Genomic DNA, 17,666 nt, shown 5'->3' with positions numbered 1-17,666 from the left:
TGTGGTTACATGGCTACCCGGTTGAACCGCTTTAGGTTTTCCCTGAAATGGTGGAGGGCTTTCCCCATGTCGGCTTCTACCGTTTTTATCGAGATGGCTAGCTTATCGGCGATCTCCTGGTACTTTTTTCCTTCGAAGCGGCTCATCTGAAACACCATCGAGCACCTTTCGGGAAGCTGGTGTAGGGTGTCGTCGATGACCTTGCTTAGCTCCTCGGCAACCAGCTCGTCTTCTACGGTTACCGATTCTGCCTCGTTGTACTCGCTCTTGGCCTTCTCGGCATAGCGCTGGCGAACGGTTTGCTTCCGAAGGTGGGATAGCGAGTTGTTCTTAACCGATCGGTAGAGGTAGGCATTCAGCGATAGCTGGATGGAGAGCGTTTCCCGATTCTTCCAGTAATCGTAAAATAGCTCTTGAACGATCTCTTCGGCAACATCCATATCCTTTACTATGCCACCAGCGTAGCGGCAAAGCGGCTCGTAGTACCTCTTGAAGAGCTGCTCGAACTCCTTTATGTCGCCTTCCTGAATCCTTCGTTGTATCGAGATATCGGCAAGTCCCATACGGCTATTTTTACGGTTAAAGATACAGCTTTGGCGGTAAAGCGGAATCTCCCCGAGGGGAGATTCTGCATACGCCGGGAATTCCTAGTTGTTATTCTTCTGCATGTACTTTGCAATCTTTCGGATGGCATTCTCTATCGACTGCTCGGGCTCGATGATGTTGCTCTCGCCCCAGAAGTTCTGATCCTGCAAGTCCTGGATGCGGTCGTTGAGCACCATGTTGGTCTTAAAGGTTTCGTCGAATGGGATCTTGGCCACGTTGGCCTTGGAGATGTTGGTGATGGCCATCTCCGACATCACGGTGTAGTAGCTGTTAAACCAGCGCTTCTTCCAGTCGGCCTTAAACTTCATCTCGTTGCGGACGTAGTTTACGTAGTACTTGCCATCGGGGCCGGTCTTGTACGATACCAGGTAGCTCGTGGCGGTAGGCACCATCTTCAGCCCAATTGGCTTCTTCTTGATGAAGAACGATTCGGCCTTTGCCTTGTCGCTGATGTCCATGCTGAACTCGGCCATGGTGAGCGCTAGCGTCTCCTGGTTGATGTAGAACTTGCCGAAGAATAGCGGATAGGGCTGCTCGTAGGCAGGGCTGAAGCTGATGATGTAGTTGAGCTTGTTGTTGATGTTAACCACGCCGCTCATCTCGTACTTGTAGTCGCGGAGCGATTCAACCGAAAACAGGTAGTCGGGATTCTTCACCACGTCGAGCAGCAGCGCTACCGATGGCCCCCCCTGCAGCTTAACCAGCAGCGTGTCGGCCTTCTTGATGTTGGTACCCTTGCGGCCCTTCTCTACCCTTACGCGGTCGTTATCGTAGCTGGTGTACGACGTCTTGTAGATGTCAACTACAGCCTCGGAAACCGACAGGTAGTCGCGGCGCTGCTTGATGGTCTCGCGGTAGAAGCCCTCCATCATTGCGGGAGCAATGGCGTAGTTCTTCGAGATATCGGAAATGGCCATCCGAACAAGCATGTCGGGCGATTCGGGACGGACTATAATTTCCTGAAGGGAAAGAACGTGGGGCTCGATGAAGTAGACGCCGGGCTTTCCGTTGCTCTCCTCGATCTTCAGCGTGCTGTTCTTATAGCCCACGTGCGAGATCTCGAGCTCGGAGGCGTTGAGCGATTTGGGCACCTTAATCAGGAATTCGCCCTCAGAGTTGGTTACCGTACCGATGTTGCCGTTAGGGATGCTGATGTTGGCAAAAGCCACGGCGTTCCGGGTGTTGGCATCCTTCACAATGCCGTACACCGTGGTGTAGCTGCCGTTCTGGCCGTAGGCAAATCCGAAGCTGGCTACCAGCACGACTATCATGCCGATTTGTAGCATTCTCTTAACAAGATTTCTCATGGTCGTAGTATTTATTTTGTGCGTTCTACTTGTTGTTTGCTGTTTACACCCTTATGATGCGCCACCCGGAGAATCCCCTACGGATGCACCCAACTTTTTTTGATAAATAGCGCATACATCTCACGATCAACGCACAAAAAACACCACAGAAGAATTGGCCCGAGGTCGGGCAAGTACTGCTACCTGCCGAAAAGTGCTGGCCCGACCCCGGGCAAGTACCATCCTCTTCCGCGAAGGCTCGGCCCGACCTCGGGCAAGTACTACACCCACCTGATCACACTTGGCCCGCCCACGGGCAAGCATCTCTCACCACCGATCACACCTTGCCCGACGTCGGGCCACACTTGCCCAGCCCCAAACATTGCTTGCCCGACGTCGGGCCAAATCCATCCGCCACCAAGTACAGCTGCCCTGGGGCATGGCCAAGGCAATCCGCCAGCTTTAAGCCAGCGCATCGGCACCGCCACAGCCCCCGCTTCGCCGCCTTGCCCATCAATCTTTCCGTGCACCGCATCGGAATCGGCCATTTTTTTATACCTTCAAGGCGGTAGAACGTAAACGCTTAACCTATGATAAAGCCCCACGCCTTCCACGACATGCGCATCAACGAGAAGGGCTACTTTGGCGACAGGGTGCTCGACACAGTTGCGCCCTACGCCGACAAGGATGCCGACCTAGCCCTGCTGATCGAGGACGTACGCGCCAAAAACCAACTGCTGACCAAGGCGCTGATGAAGCTGAGCTACGCCAGCATCACCAAGCAGATGAAAGCCGACGATAGCCTCCGCGACCACGGATTTGTTAACCTGCGCACCTACGCCCAGGTGTGCGCAGGCCGAAAAGACCCCACCTGGGCGAATGCGGGGCAGCTGCTGGTGAACGCCATCAAGAAAACCGGCTGGGACATGAACCGGAAGGGCAACAAGGAGGAGACGATGCTGGTGGACACCCTGCTGGCCGAGTTCGACAGCCAGCCCAAGCTGCGGGAGGCCATAGCCACCATCAACGCCCAGGAGTGGATCGACGAAATCCGCGAGGGGCACGCCAGCTACGAGCAGCACAGCCTGCTCCGCGACAGCGTCAAGGAGTCGAAGAACAAGGTAAACGCCAGGCGGGCCGCCCAGGAGCTGTGCCAGGCCATCAACAAGCTGTTCCGCTACATCAACTTCTATGTCGAATTTAAGAAGAGCGAGCCCTACAAGACGCTCGCCGACTCGATAAACGCCACCATTGCCGAATGCCGGAAAACGCTCAAGCAGCGCGCTACCCGCGCCCGCTCGGCTAAGGCGCGCAAGAAGGAGTAGCACACACCACCATACCGCACACGAAAGCCCACCCAGTCAACCCGGGTGGGCTTTTTATTCTTATAGCGCTAATGATGGCTGATGAAAATGCCGGATGCAAAGCGGATTGCCCCAATGGCTAACGGCGTAAGCCCTCCGGCAGCGCGCACAGCCGCAGAAGCCCAACTCGCCGAGCATGCAAAATATACGAATCAAGATGGAATCGAAAACCCCGTAAAAAAGAAAAGAGGACCGATTCTCATCGTCCTCTTTGTTCCTAGCTCAATAAATGTGTCTTAACCAATATTCTAACATATGAAAACGAGCCAAGCAGTATCTTTAAGCTTTCGCTGAAATGTCATTTTAGTAGGAAGCTAAGGAAGTGCCCTAAAGGCAAGGAAGGGAATTCTTACAGATCGTAAGTAAAGTCAACCCTTACATAACTTTTTAGCCCGCTTTAAAATTTCGGTTCGAAAGTATATAAAAGTTTTTAGGATGCCATTCTATTAACGATGTTTAACGGCACATTCTATTACACTTTTTATTCGATCCGGTGATTTTAGCTAATACATTTAAGCTAGCAGACCTTCGGAGCTGGGGTGCTCTTTGCTGTAAGCCTCAACAACCAACACGATGTTCCATAGCTTTTTTCAAACACCTCCCTAGAGGCGCTGCATGCGGCTCTATTTTACAGATTGACGACAAAAGCGCCCTTTTTGCTTACACTATAAAAAGGTACACGCGCCAGCTTACACCTGTCAGCCCATTTAGCTGCTAAATATTTCGAGGCAGAGCCATCGATTACCACCAGCCTTGGCCGAATATACTTCAGCAGCTCTTCGGGTCTTCCCCTCGTCTTCCTGCAAACAATAAGATAGTCGACATCAACAGGAGGATCCGCCGTCCTCTTTTTCGCTATTGGTGCCGACGAAACATATATCACCTTTCCCCTAAAAGAGCACCAGCCGCTGCTATACTTGCAATCCGATTCGCTCAGAGAATCCTTAAAGCCGAAAAAGCGAACCTCGCTGGAGGCTAACCGCCCCCATTTCAGGAGCGACTGATCCATGAACTTGTAGCTGTAACCGTCGCGAACCGAATCGCAGAGGCAGTAGCTGCACTCACCACCGCTCATAAGGATGGCAGTTCCCCCGCGCATGGCATAAACAACTAAAAGCGGCCGCCTATCCTTAAGCCTACTAAAGGCGCTGCCTGATGCTACAGCCACCATCAGCGTAAGCGACAGCAGCACTAGCCGAGGCTTCCGGTGAAGCATGAAGATGAAAAGCAGCATAAATGCCACAAAGAGCAGCAGCATCTGCCAGCGCTCGAAGTATATGCTCGACAATACGGCTCCCGGAATATGCTCAATGTACGAAACGGAGCTATTGGTCAGCTTCAGCAGCCAAACAAGCGCAGCAGCCAGCCAATGCGCCCCCCATGTCCACCACGAGATTGAAAGCAAAGCCAATCCCCCATAAATTATTAGGGTTGTAAGCGGAATAAGAATGATGTTGGTGAGCAAAAAGACTAACGGAAGCTGATGAAAGAAGTAAACGGTAAGCGGCAAGGTTAGAATTTGTGCCGCCAACGAAACGGCAACCAGATCGTACCCCCACCTAAGGATTCTACTACTTGGAGCCCATGCGCCAAAGAACGGGTAAAACAGCAAGATTGAAAACACGGCAGCATACGACAGCAAAAAGCCAACATCGTATAGCGAGAAGGGGTTGTACAGCAGCAGAACTACAAATGATGCGGCAACCATATTATAGGTATTGGAGCTTCTATTCCACATCTTCCCCACCAGTATAAAGGTGAACATAACGGTTGCCCGCACAATCGACGGGGAGAATCCGGCCACAAAAGCAAACACCCATAGCGCAAGAAGAATGGCCATATTCTTGAGCAAACCGCCTACCCTACCTCGCATAAAAAAGAGCAGCCACACCAAAACCAAATAGTAAAGCGCAACATGCATTCCGGATACAGCCAAAATATGCATTGCTCCTATATTGGCATACATTGTTTTAAGATTTCCATCGAGGAGCTGCTTGTCGCCAATCATTAGCGCAAGGATAACGCCCAGCTCATCGCCCTCGAACCCAAACTGCCTAAATGTTTGCAGCGTGTACCGCTGTAGAAAGTAGGCCAACCGGAGCATCTGGTTAACCACAACTTTCCCTATAGGCAGCACCCCATCTCTCGAAACAAACACCGAAGCGTAGATGCCTTGATGCGCATAGTAATCCTTAAAGCTGAATTCGTACGGGTTCTTTGGCGGATCGATTGCTGCAACCCTGCCCCTGATCCGCAGAAGGGCAGCATAGTCTGGCACAGCAGTATCCCTACTATAGGTAATCGCCTTTGTACCTACCAAAGCCTTTAAATTTGATGGAGCCTCAACAACCCTCGACGTCCACCGGCATCCATACCTTGTTTTTACAGGATTATCGTCAACCTGAACGGTTAGGAACGAATTCTCATCAAAAGAAGCTCCAGGTATCTGAGACTTTGCCACGCTAACATAGGCTGCCCCCAACGAGAAGAAAAGAAGAAATGTGCCTGCACCAAACATCCAGCGGTAGCTATACCGCACCGTTTTATACCCCCAATACATTACAGGTAGCGCAAGCGGCGATAGCAGCAACCAGAAATACCAAGCAAGATCTAGCTCCGTAGCAAATGCAATACCTAGACTAAAAGCAGCTGCGATTTTTAGGATTGGCAGTAACCGCAATGGTTCAACAAGTGCTCTCATTGGTACGAGGAATGAGTGGTTCTCAACAATTATCTCAATCCTAAATATATGAAAAAGGCGGGAATCAAAATGAATCCCGCCCTTTTATGCTGATAAGTGTGCTGTTAACGGTACTCGTCCCAGCTCTTTATTTTCAGATCGTCCATGCTATACTTGCAAATGGCATACACAAATGCGCTTGCCAAACGTGCGTTGGTAATTAACGGAATGTTGAAATCTACCGCACTACGACGAATGGTGTAGTCGTTTGCCAGCTCCGATTTACTCAAGTTTTTAGGAATATTGATCACTAGGTCGATCTTCCTCTCACGAAGATAGTCGAGCGTATTTGGCTTGGCATCCTCATCAGGCCAGTGAAGAACGGTAACCTGAACCCCATTATCGTTAAGGAACTGCGCCGATCCGCGAGTTGCAAATAGGTTGTACCCCTTATCTCTAAGCATGCGGGCACTGTTCAACAGCTCAATCTTCGAGCGAGCATCACCTGTAGATAGCAGGATGTTCTTCTTTGGTACGCGATACCCTACCGAAAGCATGGCCTTAAGCAGCGTCTCGTAGTAGTTTTCGCCAATACAGCCAACCTCTCCTGTCGATGCCATGTCCACACCAAGCACTGGATCGGCTTTAGATAGGCGCGAGAACGAGAACTGCGAAGCCTTAATACCAATATAGTCGAGTTCGAAAATCGACTTATCAGGACGCTGAACTTCCATTCCGAGCATCACCTTAGTTGCCAACTCAATGAAGTTAACCTTTAGCACCTTCGATACAAATGGGAAGCTACGCGATGCACGCAGGTTGCACTCAATTACCTTAATATCGTTATCCTTGGCAAGGAACTGCATATTAAAAGGTCCGGTAATACTAAGCGCCTTAGCAAGCTGACGAGCAACCTTCTTAATGCGTCGAGCCGTTTCGAAGTAAATCTTCTGTGCAGGGAATACCATCGTAGCATCGCCAGAGTGTACCCCGGCAAACTCAATGTGCTCGCTGATAGCGTAGGCAATTACCTCGCCCTTATTCGCAACTGCATCAATCTCTATTTCCTTAGCGTTCTCGATGAACTCGGTTACCACAACAGGGTACTCCTTCGATACATTCGCTGCAAGCTTAAGGAAGTGTTCCAACTCGAAGTGGTTCGACACCACATTCATGGCAGCACCCGAAAGCACGTACGAAGGACGAATAAGCACTGGGAATCCAACCTCGTCAACAAACTTATGGATTTCATTCATCGAGGTAAGCTCCTTCCAGCGAGGCTGGTCTATCTTAAGCTCATCAAGAAGCGAAGAGAACTTATGGCGATTCTCTGCACGGTCGATATCAACTGGCGATGTTCCAAGCACCGTTACCTCTTGGTCGTAAAGTTTCATCGCCAAATTGTTGGCAATCTGTCCGCCTGTGGAAACAATTACTCCCTGAGGTGTTTCGAAGTCGATGATATCCATCACCCTTTCGAAGGTAAGCTCATCGAAGTAGAGACGGTCGCAGGCATCGTAATCAGTAGATACCGTCTCGGGGTTGTAGTTAATCATCACCCCACGAAGCCCCTGCTTACGAACCGTTTGAAGGGCATTCACCGAGCACCAGTCAAACTCCACCGAACTACCAATACGGTATGCTCCAGAGCCAAGAACCACAACCGACTGGTTGTCGTTTGGCTGCTCCACATCGCTTTCTGAAGCATTGTATGTTATATACAGGTAGTTTGTTTGGGCAGGATATTCTGCCGCAAGCGTATCAATCTGCTTGATATATGGCAATATCCCTAAATCCTTACGGTACTTACGAACTTCAAGAAGTTTTTCATGCATCGAGCGACCATTATCCTTAAGCACAAAACGGGCGATCTGGAAATCGGAGAATCCTTTTCGCTTGGCGTCCTTAAGGGTATCAGCTGGTACGCTCTCAATTTTATCGTATTCCTGAAGGGCTTTTTTGGTATCGAAAATCGACTTTAACTTAACAAGGAACCACTTATCAATTTTGGTAAGATCGTGCACCCTATCAATATCGTATCCTGCAGCAAAGGCAGCAGCAATGCTGTACACGCGCATATCGGTTGGTTCGGAAAGAGCCTTATCGATATCGTCGAACACTAGGTCGTTGTTGCCAACAAAACCGTGCATGCCCTGACCAACCATTCGAAGGCCCTTTTGGATAGCCTCCTCGAAGGTACGTCCGATGGACATCACCTCGCCTACCGACTTCATGCTAGAGCCAATCTCCTTCGATACGCCGATAAACTTGTTCAAGTCCCAACGAGGAATCTTACAAACGATATAATCGAGCGCTGGCTCGAAGAAAGCGGTAGTAGTTTTGGTAACGGCATTCTTTAGCTCATGCAAGCCATAGCCTAAGCCAAGCTTCGCAGCAACGTGCGCCAAAGGATAGCCTGTTGCCTTAGAAGCTAGAGCCGAAGAGCGCGAAAGACGAGCATTAACCTCGATAACGCGGTAATCTTCGGAGTATGGATCAAGCGCATACTGAACGTTACACTCACCCACAATGCCCACCTTGCGAACAATCTTTATGGCAATACGGCGAAGCTTGTGATACTCGGCATTGGTAAGCGTTTGTGATGGAGCAACAACAATACTTTCGCCCGTATGTATTCCAAGCGGGTCAAAGTTCTCCATATTACAAACCGTAATACAGTTGTCGAATCGGTCGCGAACCACTTCGTACTCTACCTCTTTCCAACCCTTGATTGATTCCTCCACAAGGATTTGCGGCGAGTATGAAAATGCCTTATCAGCAAGTTTTAGCAGCTCATCACGGTTGTCGCAAAAACCTGATCCTTGTCCTCCAAGCGTGTAAGCAGCACGAACTATAATTGGAAAACCAAGTTCTTCCGAAGCTTTAAGCGCTTCTTCTACAGAGGTGCATGAGATGCTTCGAGGAGTCTTAACATCAATTTCGTGAAGCAGGTCAGCAAAAAGTTGGCGGTCCTCGGTGTTCTTAATGGCCTGAACCGGTGTACCCAAAACTTCGATGCCATGCTTTGCCAAAACACCTGAGTCAAACAACTCCGTACCACAGTTGAGGGCAGTTTGTCCACCGAAGGAGAGCATAATTCCATCTGGTTGCTCTTTTTCGATAACCTTTTCTACGAAGTAAGGCGTTACAGGAAGAAAGTAAATCTTATCGGCAACACCTTCGGATGTTTGTACGGTTGCAATATTGGGATTAATCAGTACCGATTTGATTCCCTCTTCCTTTAGTGCCTTTAGTGCTTGCGAACCAGAGTAGTCAAATTCGCCAGCCTCACCAATTTTAAGGGCACCCGAACCCAGTACGATTATCTTCTTAAATTTCTTTATTTCGCTCATTATCTGATCTCGAATATCGGTTAAACGGCAAAAACGTTGCTATTCGGCCTTGTAAGCCTCAATGTTACGGATGAAATCATCGAACAAAAATTCGGTATCAGTTGGACCACTCGAAGCTTCGGGGTGGAACTGAGCCGAGAAGATACGCTTTGTTTTGTGGCGCACACCCTCGTTTGTACCGTCGTTTAGGTTGATGAAGTAAGGTTCCCATTCGCCGCTCAGGGTGCTGTTATCAATGGCAAAACCGTGGTTTTGCGAGGTAACAAACGCCCTATTGGTTCCTACTTGAAGAACTGGCTGATTGTGGCTACGATGTCCGTACTTCAACTTATAAGTATTTGCACCCGATGCCAAAGCAAGCAATTGGTTCCCAAGACAGATACCCATAATAGGCTTATTTTGGGTAATTGCCACCTTTAAATTATTAATGGTTGCCTCGCACATCTTAGGATCTCCCGGTCCATTCGAGATAAACAGCCCATCGTACTCCTCATTTAGGAAATTGTAGTTCCAAGGAACACGAACAACCGTTACATCGCGCTTAATAAGGTTACGAATAATGTTGTTCTTAACCCCACAATCGACCAAAACTACCCGTTGCCGCCCTTCTCCGTAAATTTTAACCTCTTTAGTGCTGACTTGGTCTACAAGGTTTTCCTTATTAGGATCTCGAAAGGCGATATCCTGTCCTTCGAAAACGATTTTGCCCATCATGGCCCCCTTTTCGCGAAGGATTTTGGTTAACGCCCGAGTGTCAATCCCCGTAATTCCGGGAACCTTGTTCCGCTTAAGCCAGTCACCTAAGCTTTCGTTTGCATTCCAATGGCTGTACTCCTCAGAGTAGTCTGAGATAATCAATCCATCGATGTGGAGTTGATCGGATTCGTAAAATTTAAAGAGGTTATCCTCCTGATTGGCACCCGGAACACCGTAGTTTCCGATAAGAGGATAGGTGAGGACTAGAAGTTGACCTCGGTAAGAAGGGTCTGTAAGGCTTTCAGGATAACCGGTCATGGCAGTATTGAAAACCACCTCACCTGCAGAACATCCTTCGTAGCCAAAAGACTTACCGATGAATTCTGTACCGTCCTCCAGAACAAGCTTAACGTTTTTAAGATCCATTGAAGCGTTTAATAAAGTTACGGAGGGCCTTTCGCAAAGAAAAACCTTGTAAACTTAAGGCTTTATGTGATAAAGAAAAAAGGAGTACCAGTTTAAAAAGCGTAGAACTAATCTGACATAGCATTGACTATTTGCATAATACGAATACGGATTCACGAAATCCATTAGGAGAGTTTAACGGATTAAAAACACATTAAGCATTAACTTAAGACTAGTTACTAAAGGGATTCTGCTTAAAAAATAATATGTTCTAAAACAAAAAAAGCTGCCCTTTCGAGCAGCAGCTTGTTTGAAGCCTAAGAATAAGGCTACAGGTCGATATTACGGCTGATGTAACTCGAGTAGTCGTACACCTTGGGGGTATAATCCTTACTCAAAATAGGAGATGTTACTATAAAATCGGCAGTTGAACGATTTTGTGCAGTTGGAATGTTGTAAACTGCTGCGATACGTAGTAACGCCTTAACATCTACATCATGAGGTTGGGCATGCATAGAATCCCAAAAGAAAATAAGCACATCAATTTTGCCCTCTGCAATCATCGAACCGAGCTGCTGGTCGCCCCCTAGAGGTCCTGATTTTAACCGGCTGATTGAAACTTTATCTATTGCTTCATCTCCGTACTTATGACGAAGTGCATCCTCAATCATTCGACCGGTAGTACCGGTACAGGTCAAATCATGACCAATTATACTTTCGGAATTTTTCTCGACCCATTGAATCATATCCTTTTTGCAGTTGTCATGGGCTACTAATGCGATACGTTTTTTCGCTAGCATTTTTCTCATATAATTTATTTAGAACACTCGACAAGATACCATATAACTTGCATCATGCTTCCTCAACCATCTTTGATTTAAGAATTTTTAATCAATACAATAATTCAATACTAAATGGTAAAAGCATCTGCTAATGAATAAAAGCAAATCTACTAGGGAATTGAATTTAACTTAAATCAGGTTATTCTTCTGACACTTCATCTTCTACTGCAATTCCCTCTCGCGAAGAAAGCTCGCTCACTGCATTTCTAGAGCTCAAATGACGCATTTCCCACAAAAGAACAAGGTCACCGACAGACGCGATGGTAAATACGAATCCAAAGATAAATATTATTGGATGGTTGATTACAACTCCAAAAATCAGAGGAAAGACGCCAACTATTAGATGCGGAAGGAATAATGCCAAGCGGTAATAATCAACCCCAGCAGGGATATCCCTATCACCACATTTCATTAGTTGACCCAAATTAAAACCGTACCAAAAGGTTGACATTGGAAACTTGCAAAAAATAGCAAGCGTTAGCCTATAAAAGAATTCATTCAGGAAAAGCCCTATTAATACAATAGGAACGCACATATAGGAAAAAAACTTCTGCACACCCCAAAGAAGAGGTTCTATCCCCCAGATTAGATAGTATAAAACCACACATAGAGATACAAGCACTAACAATGGAGTCCCTATGTTGAAGAGCTTTACCTCACTCAAGGTCAACTCTTGTTTTTCGGTATTATTAGCAGTAAGCATAGCCGTTTGTATTTGGCTTGAATTTAACGCAAATTCAGTCGATTAGCAACGGATGGATAAATTATTTTTGAGCTAAAATCATATGTCTTTTACCCTTAGGACCAGGCAATCTCTTAACATTAAAACCCGATTCTCTCAAATTATTCTTAACGAATCCTTTTGATGAATAGGTAACCAGGACACCACCTTCATTCATTGCCTTATAGATTTTCTCGAAGATAGATAACGCCCAGAGTTGAGGCTGCAAATCGGGAGCAAAAGCATCAAAAAACACAACATCAATACCTGACGATGGGCTATACTCAACTAAATTGCCCTCTATTTTTTGAAGTGAAAAATAGCTATCGAGTTCAACCTTGTAACTCCAAGGAGCACTATGTAGCGCGTTGAAGTATTTTTCTCTATCAAGTCCTACTTGTTCATGATAGGTTAGTTTCGCAGTTAGTTCCAAAGGTAACGGGTAGCGCTCGATTGACGTATAGTTTACCTTAGTGCCATTGCATACTGCAAATTGATAGGTCAACATGGCGTTAAGACCTGTACCAAAACCAACCTCAAAGACATTTACTTCGCGACCTAAAAACGGTGCTAGACCAGCATTTATGTACACATGAAGCGCTTCGGCTATAGCCCCATTGGTTGAGTGGTAATGCTCAACTCCACCATCAACAGAAAGTGTTTGAGATCCGTCGGAAGTTTGTACGAGATGAACTCGTTGTTGTAAATGGTCGCTACTAAAATCCATGGTAAAATCCTTTGTTCGATGCAAAGTAAGGAGTTTTGCGACGCCATCCCAACAGTGAGCACTTTTAGTACAACTTGCCATAATTTGCTACATTTGCCATACACACTTTAACGATGCCAACCTCCGCAAAAAAACACGAAGAAATCGTCCGCCATTCATTTGCCCGAAGTATGGCATTCGGACTTGAACGACGCCAGAATCCTCATCCTAAAATTATTTCGAAAGATGAACTGATAGAAAAGCAATCGGATAACGAGGTGCTAATTGCTATTGCTGAGCCTACAGTACAAGCCCTAAATGGCTACTTCAACGAAAAGGGCACATTTTTGGTGCTAACCGATAGCGAGGGCTGCATCCTAAAGGTTTACGGAGATTCGCAATCGGTAAAAGGAGCAGCGAAGTGCTTCTTAAAGCCAGGTGCTTTTTCCGATGAAGAAAACTTGGGTAGCTCATCAATCGGAATCACATTGCATGAAAAGCACCCAATCCAACTAGCCCCAAAGGATCATTTTCATTTTTTCTTTAACGAATACACAAGCATTGGTGCGCCAATAACAAACGAAGAAGGTGCCCTTATTGCAGTGCTATCGATTTTCTTTAAGAGCGAGAGTGTTGCCCCAAACACCATAAACATTGTACAAGCGGCAGCATTGGGCATTAGTACGCAAGTGAGAAATTCTCAGACGCAGCAAAGCCTAGAACATAGCAACCGACTGCTATCAACCATCATCAACACATTAAATCACGGGCTTATTGCGGTTGATGCTAACGGCAAGGTGCTATGCCACAACAAAACTGCACTATCAGAATTAGGCTTAAACGATAAAGAACTAGAGAAGCGTAATATATCCGACATCCTGCCCCAATGGGATTTGTCATTACCAATCCTAAAACGCAACGAACGGATCTTCGATGAGGAGGTTGTATTCGATAACGTCCCTAACAAAGAGCGCTACGCGGTAAACCTTCTTCCAACTATTATTGAAGGAGAGTTTGTAGGCGCTGTAATTCTAATTAGGGAGATGAAGCGCGTTTACAACATCGTAAACAAGTTTACCGGAATGAACGCGCGCTACACCTTCGAGGATATTATTGGCGAAAGCTACGAGATGCAGCGCGTAATTGAATACGCAAAGATTGTAGCAAACAGCCCATCGACCATACTAATTGATGGAGAAAGCGGAACCGGTAAGGAGCTGCTTGCCCAATCGATACACACCTACTCGAACCGCAGGAACGCTGGATTTGTAGCGGTAAACTGCGGTGCCCTACCCGAATCGCTCATTGAAAGCGAACTTTTTGGATACGATAGCGGCGCTTTTACAGGTGCAAGCAAAGGTGGCAAACCCGGTAAGTTTGAGCTGGCAAATGGTGGTACACTTTTCTTAGACGAGGTTGGCGAAATGCCCCTCGACATGCAGGTGAAGCTGCTACGAGTTATCCAAGAAGGGGTAATAACCCGCGTTGGCGGAACCAAGAACATCCCGGTTGATGTGCGCATTATTGCCGCTACCAACAAGGATTTGAAGGAGGAGATTAAGGAAGGACGATTCCGTTTGGACCTATACTACCGATTAAGCGTAATACCTCTTCGACTACCATCGCTGCGCGAGAGGAAGGAGGACATTCCTATGCTAATCAACTACTTCCTACAGTCGAAGGCGCTGAAGCTGAACAAGGATGTGCCCGAGATATCGCCCGAAGTATACCGTTTCCTGCTAAGCTACAGCTGGCCGGGCAACGTTCGCGAGCTGGAGAACTTCATCGAAAAGACGGTGAACCTGAACGGCAACATCGTTTGGGATGTCACCAAAGATCAGGTAAAGAACCTTCCCGATGTTGGCTCAGCACCTCACAGAGGCAGCTCATCATCAAAAGTTAGCCTTACCTCCATCGATGAAATGGAGAAAAGGATGATTAAGGAGGCGATAAAGGAACTTAACAGCAACATCTCGCAGGTGGCAAAAACACTGGGCATAAGCAGAAACACGCTTTACCTGAAGATGAAGAAGTATGGGATTGACCATTAAAAAGCAAAACCACCCCGCCCTACGGGCACCCCTCCTTTAAAAGGAGGGGAATAAGCCTCAGGCAATAATTGCTATTAACTTCAAGATTCTTGCTTTGGACGAAGCTAAAGAGTGAACATTTTATCGATACAACTGTATATTGACAGATTAAAGAACTTAGGCAAAGAGATGAACTATAGAAAAGAATTTAGGAAGGCTACTGCTGTACTGGCTGCAATTGTGCTGATTGGGGGATTTACCGCGTGCAGCAGCAAGTCAACCGAAAGCAATAGGAAGACAATTACCGTAAGCATTCCTCCCATTAAATATTTGGTTGATCGAATTTCGGGAAATGAGTTTGATGTAAACGTGATGGTGGCAACGGGAGCATGCCAGGAAACCTACGAGCCTACGCCATCGCAAATGAAGGATGTGGCAAAGTCGAAGCTATACCTTGGCATTAGCGAGCTGGAGTTTGAGCAGAAATGGCTTAACAACATTAAAGCAAACAACCCTGAGCTGAAGTACGCCAACCTATCGGAAGGTGTCAAAATGGTTGAAGGCTCATGCAGCCATGAGGAGTGCGAGGAGCATGAACATCATCATGGAGGGATGGACCCTCACATCTGGCTATCGCCTGCCAACTACAAGGTAATGGCAACGGCAACGCTTAACGAGCTGGTTACACTGAATCCGAAGAATAAATCAAGCTACGAAAAGAACTTTAAAAGCCTTGTTGCATCAATAGACAGCATCGATGCCATAGCAAAAAGCAAACTGGCTAACCTAAAGATTAAGAAGTTTATCATCTACCATCCGGCGCTAAGCTACTTTGCACGCGACTACGGACTGGAGCAGATATCCATCGAACAGGATGGCAAGGAACCTGCCGCCGACTACATGAAGCGACTTGTATCGCAGGCAAAAGAGGTTGGCATCAAAACGATATTCGTGCAAAAGGAGTTCGACCTAAGCCTAATCAAAAGTTTTGCCGGAGAAGTTGGCGCTACTATCGAACCAATAAATACCTTTGCGTACGATTGGCTTGAAAGCACAAACCATATAATTAACGCACTTTATTCCGCCAACCAATGAGTGAAAAGCTGGTTGAGCTAACCGATATTACCACCGGATACGACGGCGTTGCTGCCATCGAGCACGTTAACCTGACTATTAACGAGCAGGACTACATCGGCATCATCGGTCCGAATGGAGGCGGAAAGACTACGCTGCTTAAGGTAATCTTGGGTATCCTCCCTCCATTTTCTGGCAAGATAGCGCTACATGGATCGACCGATGGCAAGCGCGACTTCATCGGGTATCTTCCACAGGTAAATAACATCGATAAGAAATTTCCTATAACCGTTCAGGAGGTGGTGCTTTCGGGCATCATGTCTAGGAAGGGCATCTTTACCCAATACACCAAGGAGGATAAGGCGCTTGCACGCGAGCTGATGGAGAGAACTGGCATCGAGCATCTCCGAAAAAAGGTAATTGGCGAGCTATCGGGCGGACAGATGCAGCGGGCGTTTCTTAGCCGTGCGCTGATATCGAAGCCGAAGCTGCTGATCCTCGACGAGCCAAACACCTACGTGGATAACAAGTTTGAGGGGGAACTCTACGAGCTGCTCACGAAGCTAAACGAGCAGATGGCCATCGTAATCGTTACGCACGACCTTGGGACGGTGAGCCAGTACGTAAAGTCGATTGCCTGTGTAAACAGAGGGCTACACCTCCACCCATCGAACATCATCAGCCAGGAGCAACTGGACAACTATAACTGTCCGATACAGCTTATCACGCACGGGCATATTCCGCATACCGTTCTCGAAAATCATAATAAGAAGTAATGGTAGAGTTTGTAAACGACATATTCGAGTACCAATTCCTGCAGAACGCCTTTATCGCCGGACTGCTGGTGAGCATCGCCTGCGGGATTGTTGGCACCTATATCGTAGCAAAGCGGCTGGTGTTCCTCAGCGGAGGTATCACCCACTCGTCGTTTGGGGGGATTGGGATTGCCTACTACCTAGGGTTGAACCCCATCTTCGGAGCGTTTGTATTCTCGGTGCTTTCGGCAATGGGGATTGAGTTCTTTGCAGATAAAACCAAGATGCGCGAGGATTCGGCCATTGGCATCCTCTGGGCATTGGGAACGGCCATCGGGGTAATATTTGTTTCGATGACGCCAGGCTACGCACCTAACCTGATGAGCTTCCTCTTCGGAGGTCTGCTAGGCGTTACCAAGGTTGACCTTGGGGTGATGCTGGCCCTCGATGTGGTGCTGCTGCTTCTCTTTATTCTGGGACTTCGAACTATCCTATATATAGCCTTCGACAAGGAGTTTGCCATATCGCAAAATGCTTCGGTGAAGCTGGTAAACTACATGATGATGATCCTGATATCGGTTACCATCGTGATGTGCATTCGGGTGGTGGGGATTATCCTGCTGATTGCGCTCCTTACCATTCCTGTTGTTACGGCCAACATCTTCTATAAAGATTTTAAGCGCATAATGGTTGCCTCCATTGTGCTTGGATTTGTGGGGATGCTGGTGGGGCTGTACGTCAGCTTTGAGGTGAACTTGCCTTCGGGGGCGGCTATCATACTTGCACAGTCGGTGATTTGGCTGGCGTGTAAGGGGGTGGAGTTTTTGAAGAAGGTGAGAAGGGAGTAGTGAATAGATAAAGCCCTGAAGGGGCGACATCTATAAATTCCCGTGTGATTTATCCCGCAGGAATAAAGGTTGGAGAGGATATTGGTTGTGACCATTACCCACCCCTACCTCCCGCCTAAGCGGGAGGATAACGTGCTGCAATTGGGCGTTTGTACTTTTGAATTAGACCTTAGCTTGACGGCAATGGGCTTGAAGCCTTCGCCTAACACAGAGGTATAGGGATAGGATATATTTACTTTCATTTCTTTTGTGTCCAAAAGAAACGAAACAAAGAAAAGCCTATCGTGCCTTAACTTGCAG

General features: G+C 47.3%; 13 protein-coding genes. 5 read left to right on the top strand and 8 right to left on the bottom strand.

Annotated features, from left to right (window positions below):
- Positions 1–5: 5 nt before the first annotated feature.
- Together ACHZA1_RS13050 and ACHZA1_RS13045 are read right to left on the bottom strand one after the other, a co-directional pair.
- On the bottom strand, positions 6–563 hold the full coding sequence (locus ACHZA1_RS13050) for an RNA polymerase sigma-70 factor (protein ID WP_320052309.1): 558 nt from the start codon (positions 561–563) through the stop codon (positions 6–8).
- 84 nt (positions 564–647) lie between these two features.
- The gene (locus tag ACHZA1_RS13045; RefSeq protein ID WP_320052308.1) at positions 648–1,913 is read right to left on the bottom strand and encodes a carboxypeptidase-like regulatory domain-containing protein; all 1,266 of its coding nucleotides are present in this window, start codon (positions 1,911–1,913) and stop codon (positions 648–650) included.
- 569 nt (positions 1,914–2,482) lie between these two features.
- Between ACHZA1_RS13045 and ACHZA1_RS13040 the strand changes: the two genes are divergently transcribed.
- Entirely contained in the window at positions 2,483–3,217 is a 735-nt protein-coding gene (locus ACHZA1_RS13040) for a DUF6261 family protein (RefSeq protein ID WP_320052307.1), read from the top strand.
- Positions 3,218–3,884: 667 nt separating this feature from the next.
- Here the strand turns inward: ACHZA1_RS13040 and ACHZA1_RS13035 are convergent.
- The 6 genes from ACHZA1_RS13035 to mnmD all read right to left on the bottom strand — a co-directional run bounded on the left by ACHZA1_RS13035 (position 3,885) and on the right by mnmD (position 12,680).
- A complete protein-coding gene (locus ACHZA1_RS13035; protein WP_320052306.1) occupies positions 3,885–5,957 on the bottom strand; it encodes a ComEC/Rec2 family competence protein in 2,073 nt (690 codons plus the stop codon).
- 104 nt (positions 5,958–6,061) lie between these two features.
- On the bottom strand, positions 6,062–9,289 hold the full coding sequence (gene carB, locus ACHZA1_RS13030; RefSeq protein ID WP_320052305.1) for a carbamoyl-phosphate synthase (glutamine-hydrolyzing) large subunit: 3,228 nt from the start codon (positions 9,287–9,289) through the stop codon (positions 6,062–6,064).
- A 39-nt stretch (positions 9,290–9,328) separates the two neighbouring features.
- Positions 9,329–10,411 carry a glutamine-hydrolyzing carbamoyl-phosphate synthase small subunit gene (gene carA, locus ACHZA1_RS13025; RefSeq protein ID WP_320052304.1) on the bottom strand — a complete coding sequence of 361 codons (1,083 nt, stop codon included), beginning with the start codon at positions 10,409–10,411 and terminating at the stop codon, positions 9,329–9,331.
- Between the two features lie 308 nt (positions 10,412–10,719).
- Positions 10,720–11,199, bottom strand: coding sequence for a methylglyoxal synthase (locus tag ACHZA1_RS13020; protein WP_394701035.1), 480 nt, complete (start codon positions 11,197–11,199; stop codon positions 10,720–10,722).
- A 172-nt stretch (positions 11,200–11,371) separates the two neighbouring features.
- The gene (locus ACHZA1_RS13015) at positions 11,372–11,935 is read right to left on the bottom strand and encodes a hypothetical protein (RefSeq protein WP_320052303.1); all 564 of its coding nucleotides are present in this window, start codon (positions 11,933–11,935) and stop codon (positions 11,372–11,374) included.
- A 61-nt stretch (positions 11,936–11,996) separates the two neighbouring features.
- On the bottom strand, positions 11,997–12,680 hold the full coding sequence (mnmD, locus tag ACHZA1_RS13010; protein ID WP_320052302.1) for a tRNA (5-methylaminomethyl-2-thiouridine)(34)-methyltransferase MnmD: 684 nt from the start codon (positions 12,678–12,680) through the stop codon (positions 11,997–11,999).
- Positions 12,681–12,850: 170 nt separating this feature from the next.
- Between mnmD and ACHZA1_RS13005 the strand changes: the two genes are divergently transcribed.
- From ACHZA1_RS13005 to ACHZA1_RS12990, 4 genes are all read left to right on the top strand, one after another.
- Positions 12,851–14,710, top strand: a complete 1,860-nt coding sequence (locus tag ACHZA1_RS13005; RefSeq protein WP_320052301.1) for a sigma 54-interacting transcriptional regulator — start codon at positions 12,851–12,853, stop codon at positions 14,708–14,710.
- A gap of 168 nt (positions 14,711–14,878) precedes the next feature.
- Positions 14,879–15,784 (top strand): metal ABC transporter solute-binding protein, Zn/Mn family, encoded by a 906-nt coding sequence (locus ACHZA1_RS13000; RefSeq protein ID WP_320052300.1) that lies wholly within the window; start codon positions 14,879–14,881, stop codon positions 15,782–15,784.
- Positions 15,781–16,539, top strand: coding sequence for an ABC transporter ATP-binding protein (locus ACHZA1_RS12995; RefSeq protein ID WP_320052299.1), 759 nt, complete (start codon positions 15,781–15,783; stop codon positions 16,537–16,539). Before ACHZA1_RS13000 ends, ACHZA1_RS12995 begins: the two co-directional genes overlap by 4 nt.
- On the top strand, positions 16,539–17,366 hold the full coding sequence (locus ACHZA1_RS12990) for a metal ABC transporter permease (protein WP_320052298.1): 828 nt from the start codon (positions 16,539–16,541) through the stop codon (positions 17,364–17,366). The genes ACHZA1_RS12995 and ACHZA1_RS12990 overlap by 1 nt, the downstream gene beginning before the upstream one ends.
- The last annotated feature ends 300 nt before the right edge of the window (positions 17,367–17,666 follow it).

Source organism: uncultured Acetobacteroides sp., assembly GCF_963667355.2.
In the GTDB taxonomy this organism is placed as follows: Bacteria; Bacteroidota; Bacteroidia; order Bacteroidales; family ZOR0009; genus Acetobacteroides.
Note: the sequence above shows the minus strand (reverse complement) of the source record. Positions and strands in the feature narration are given on the sequence as shown.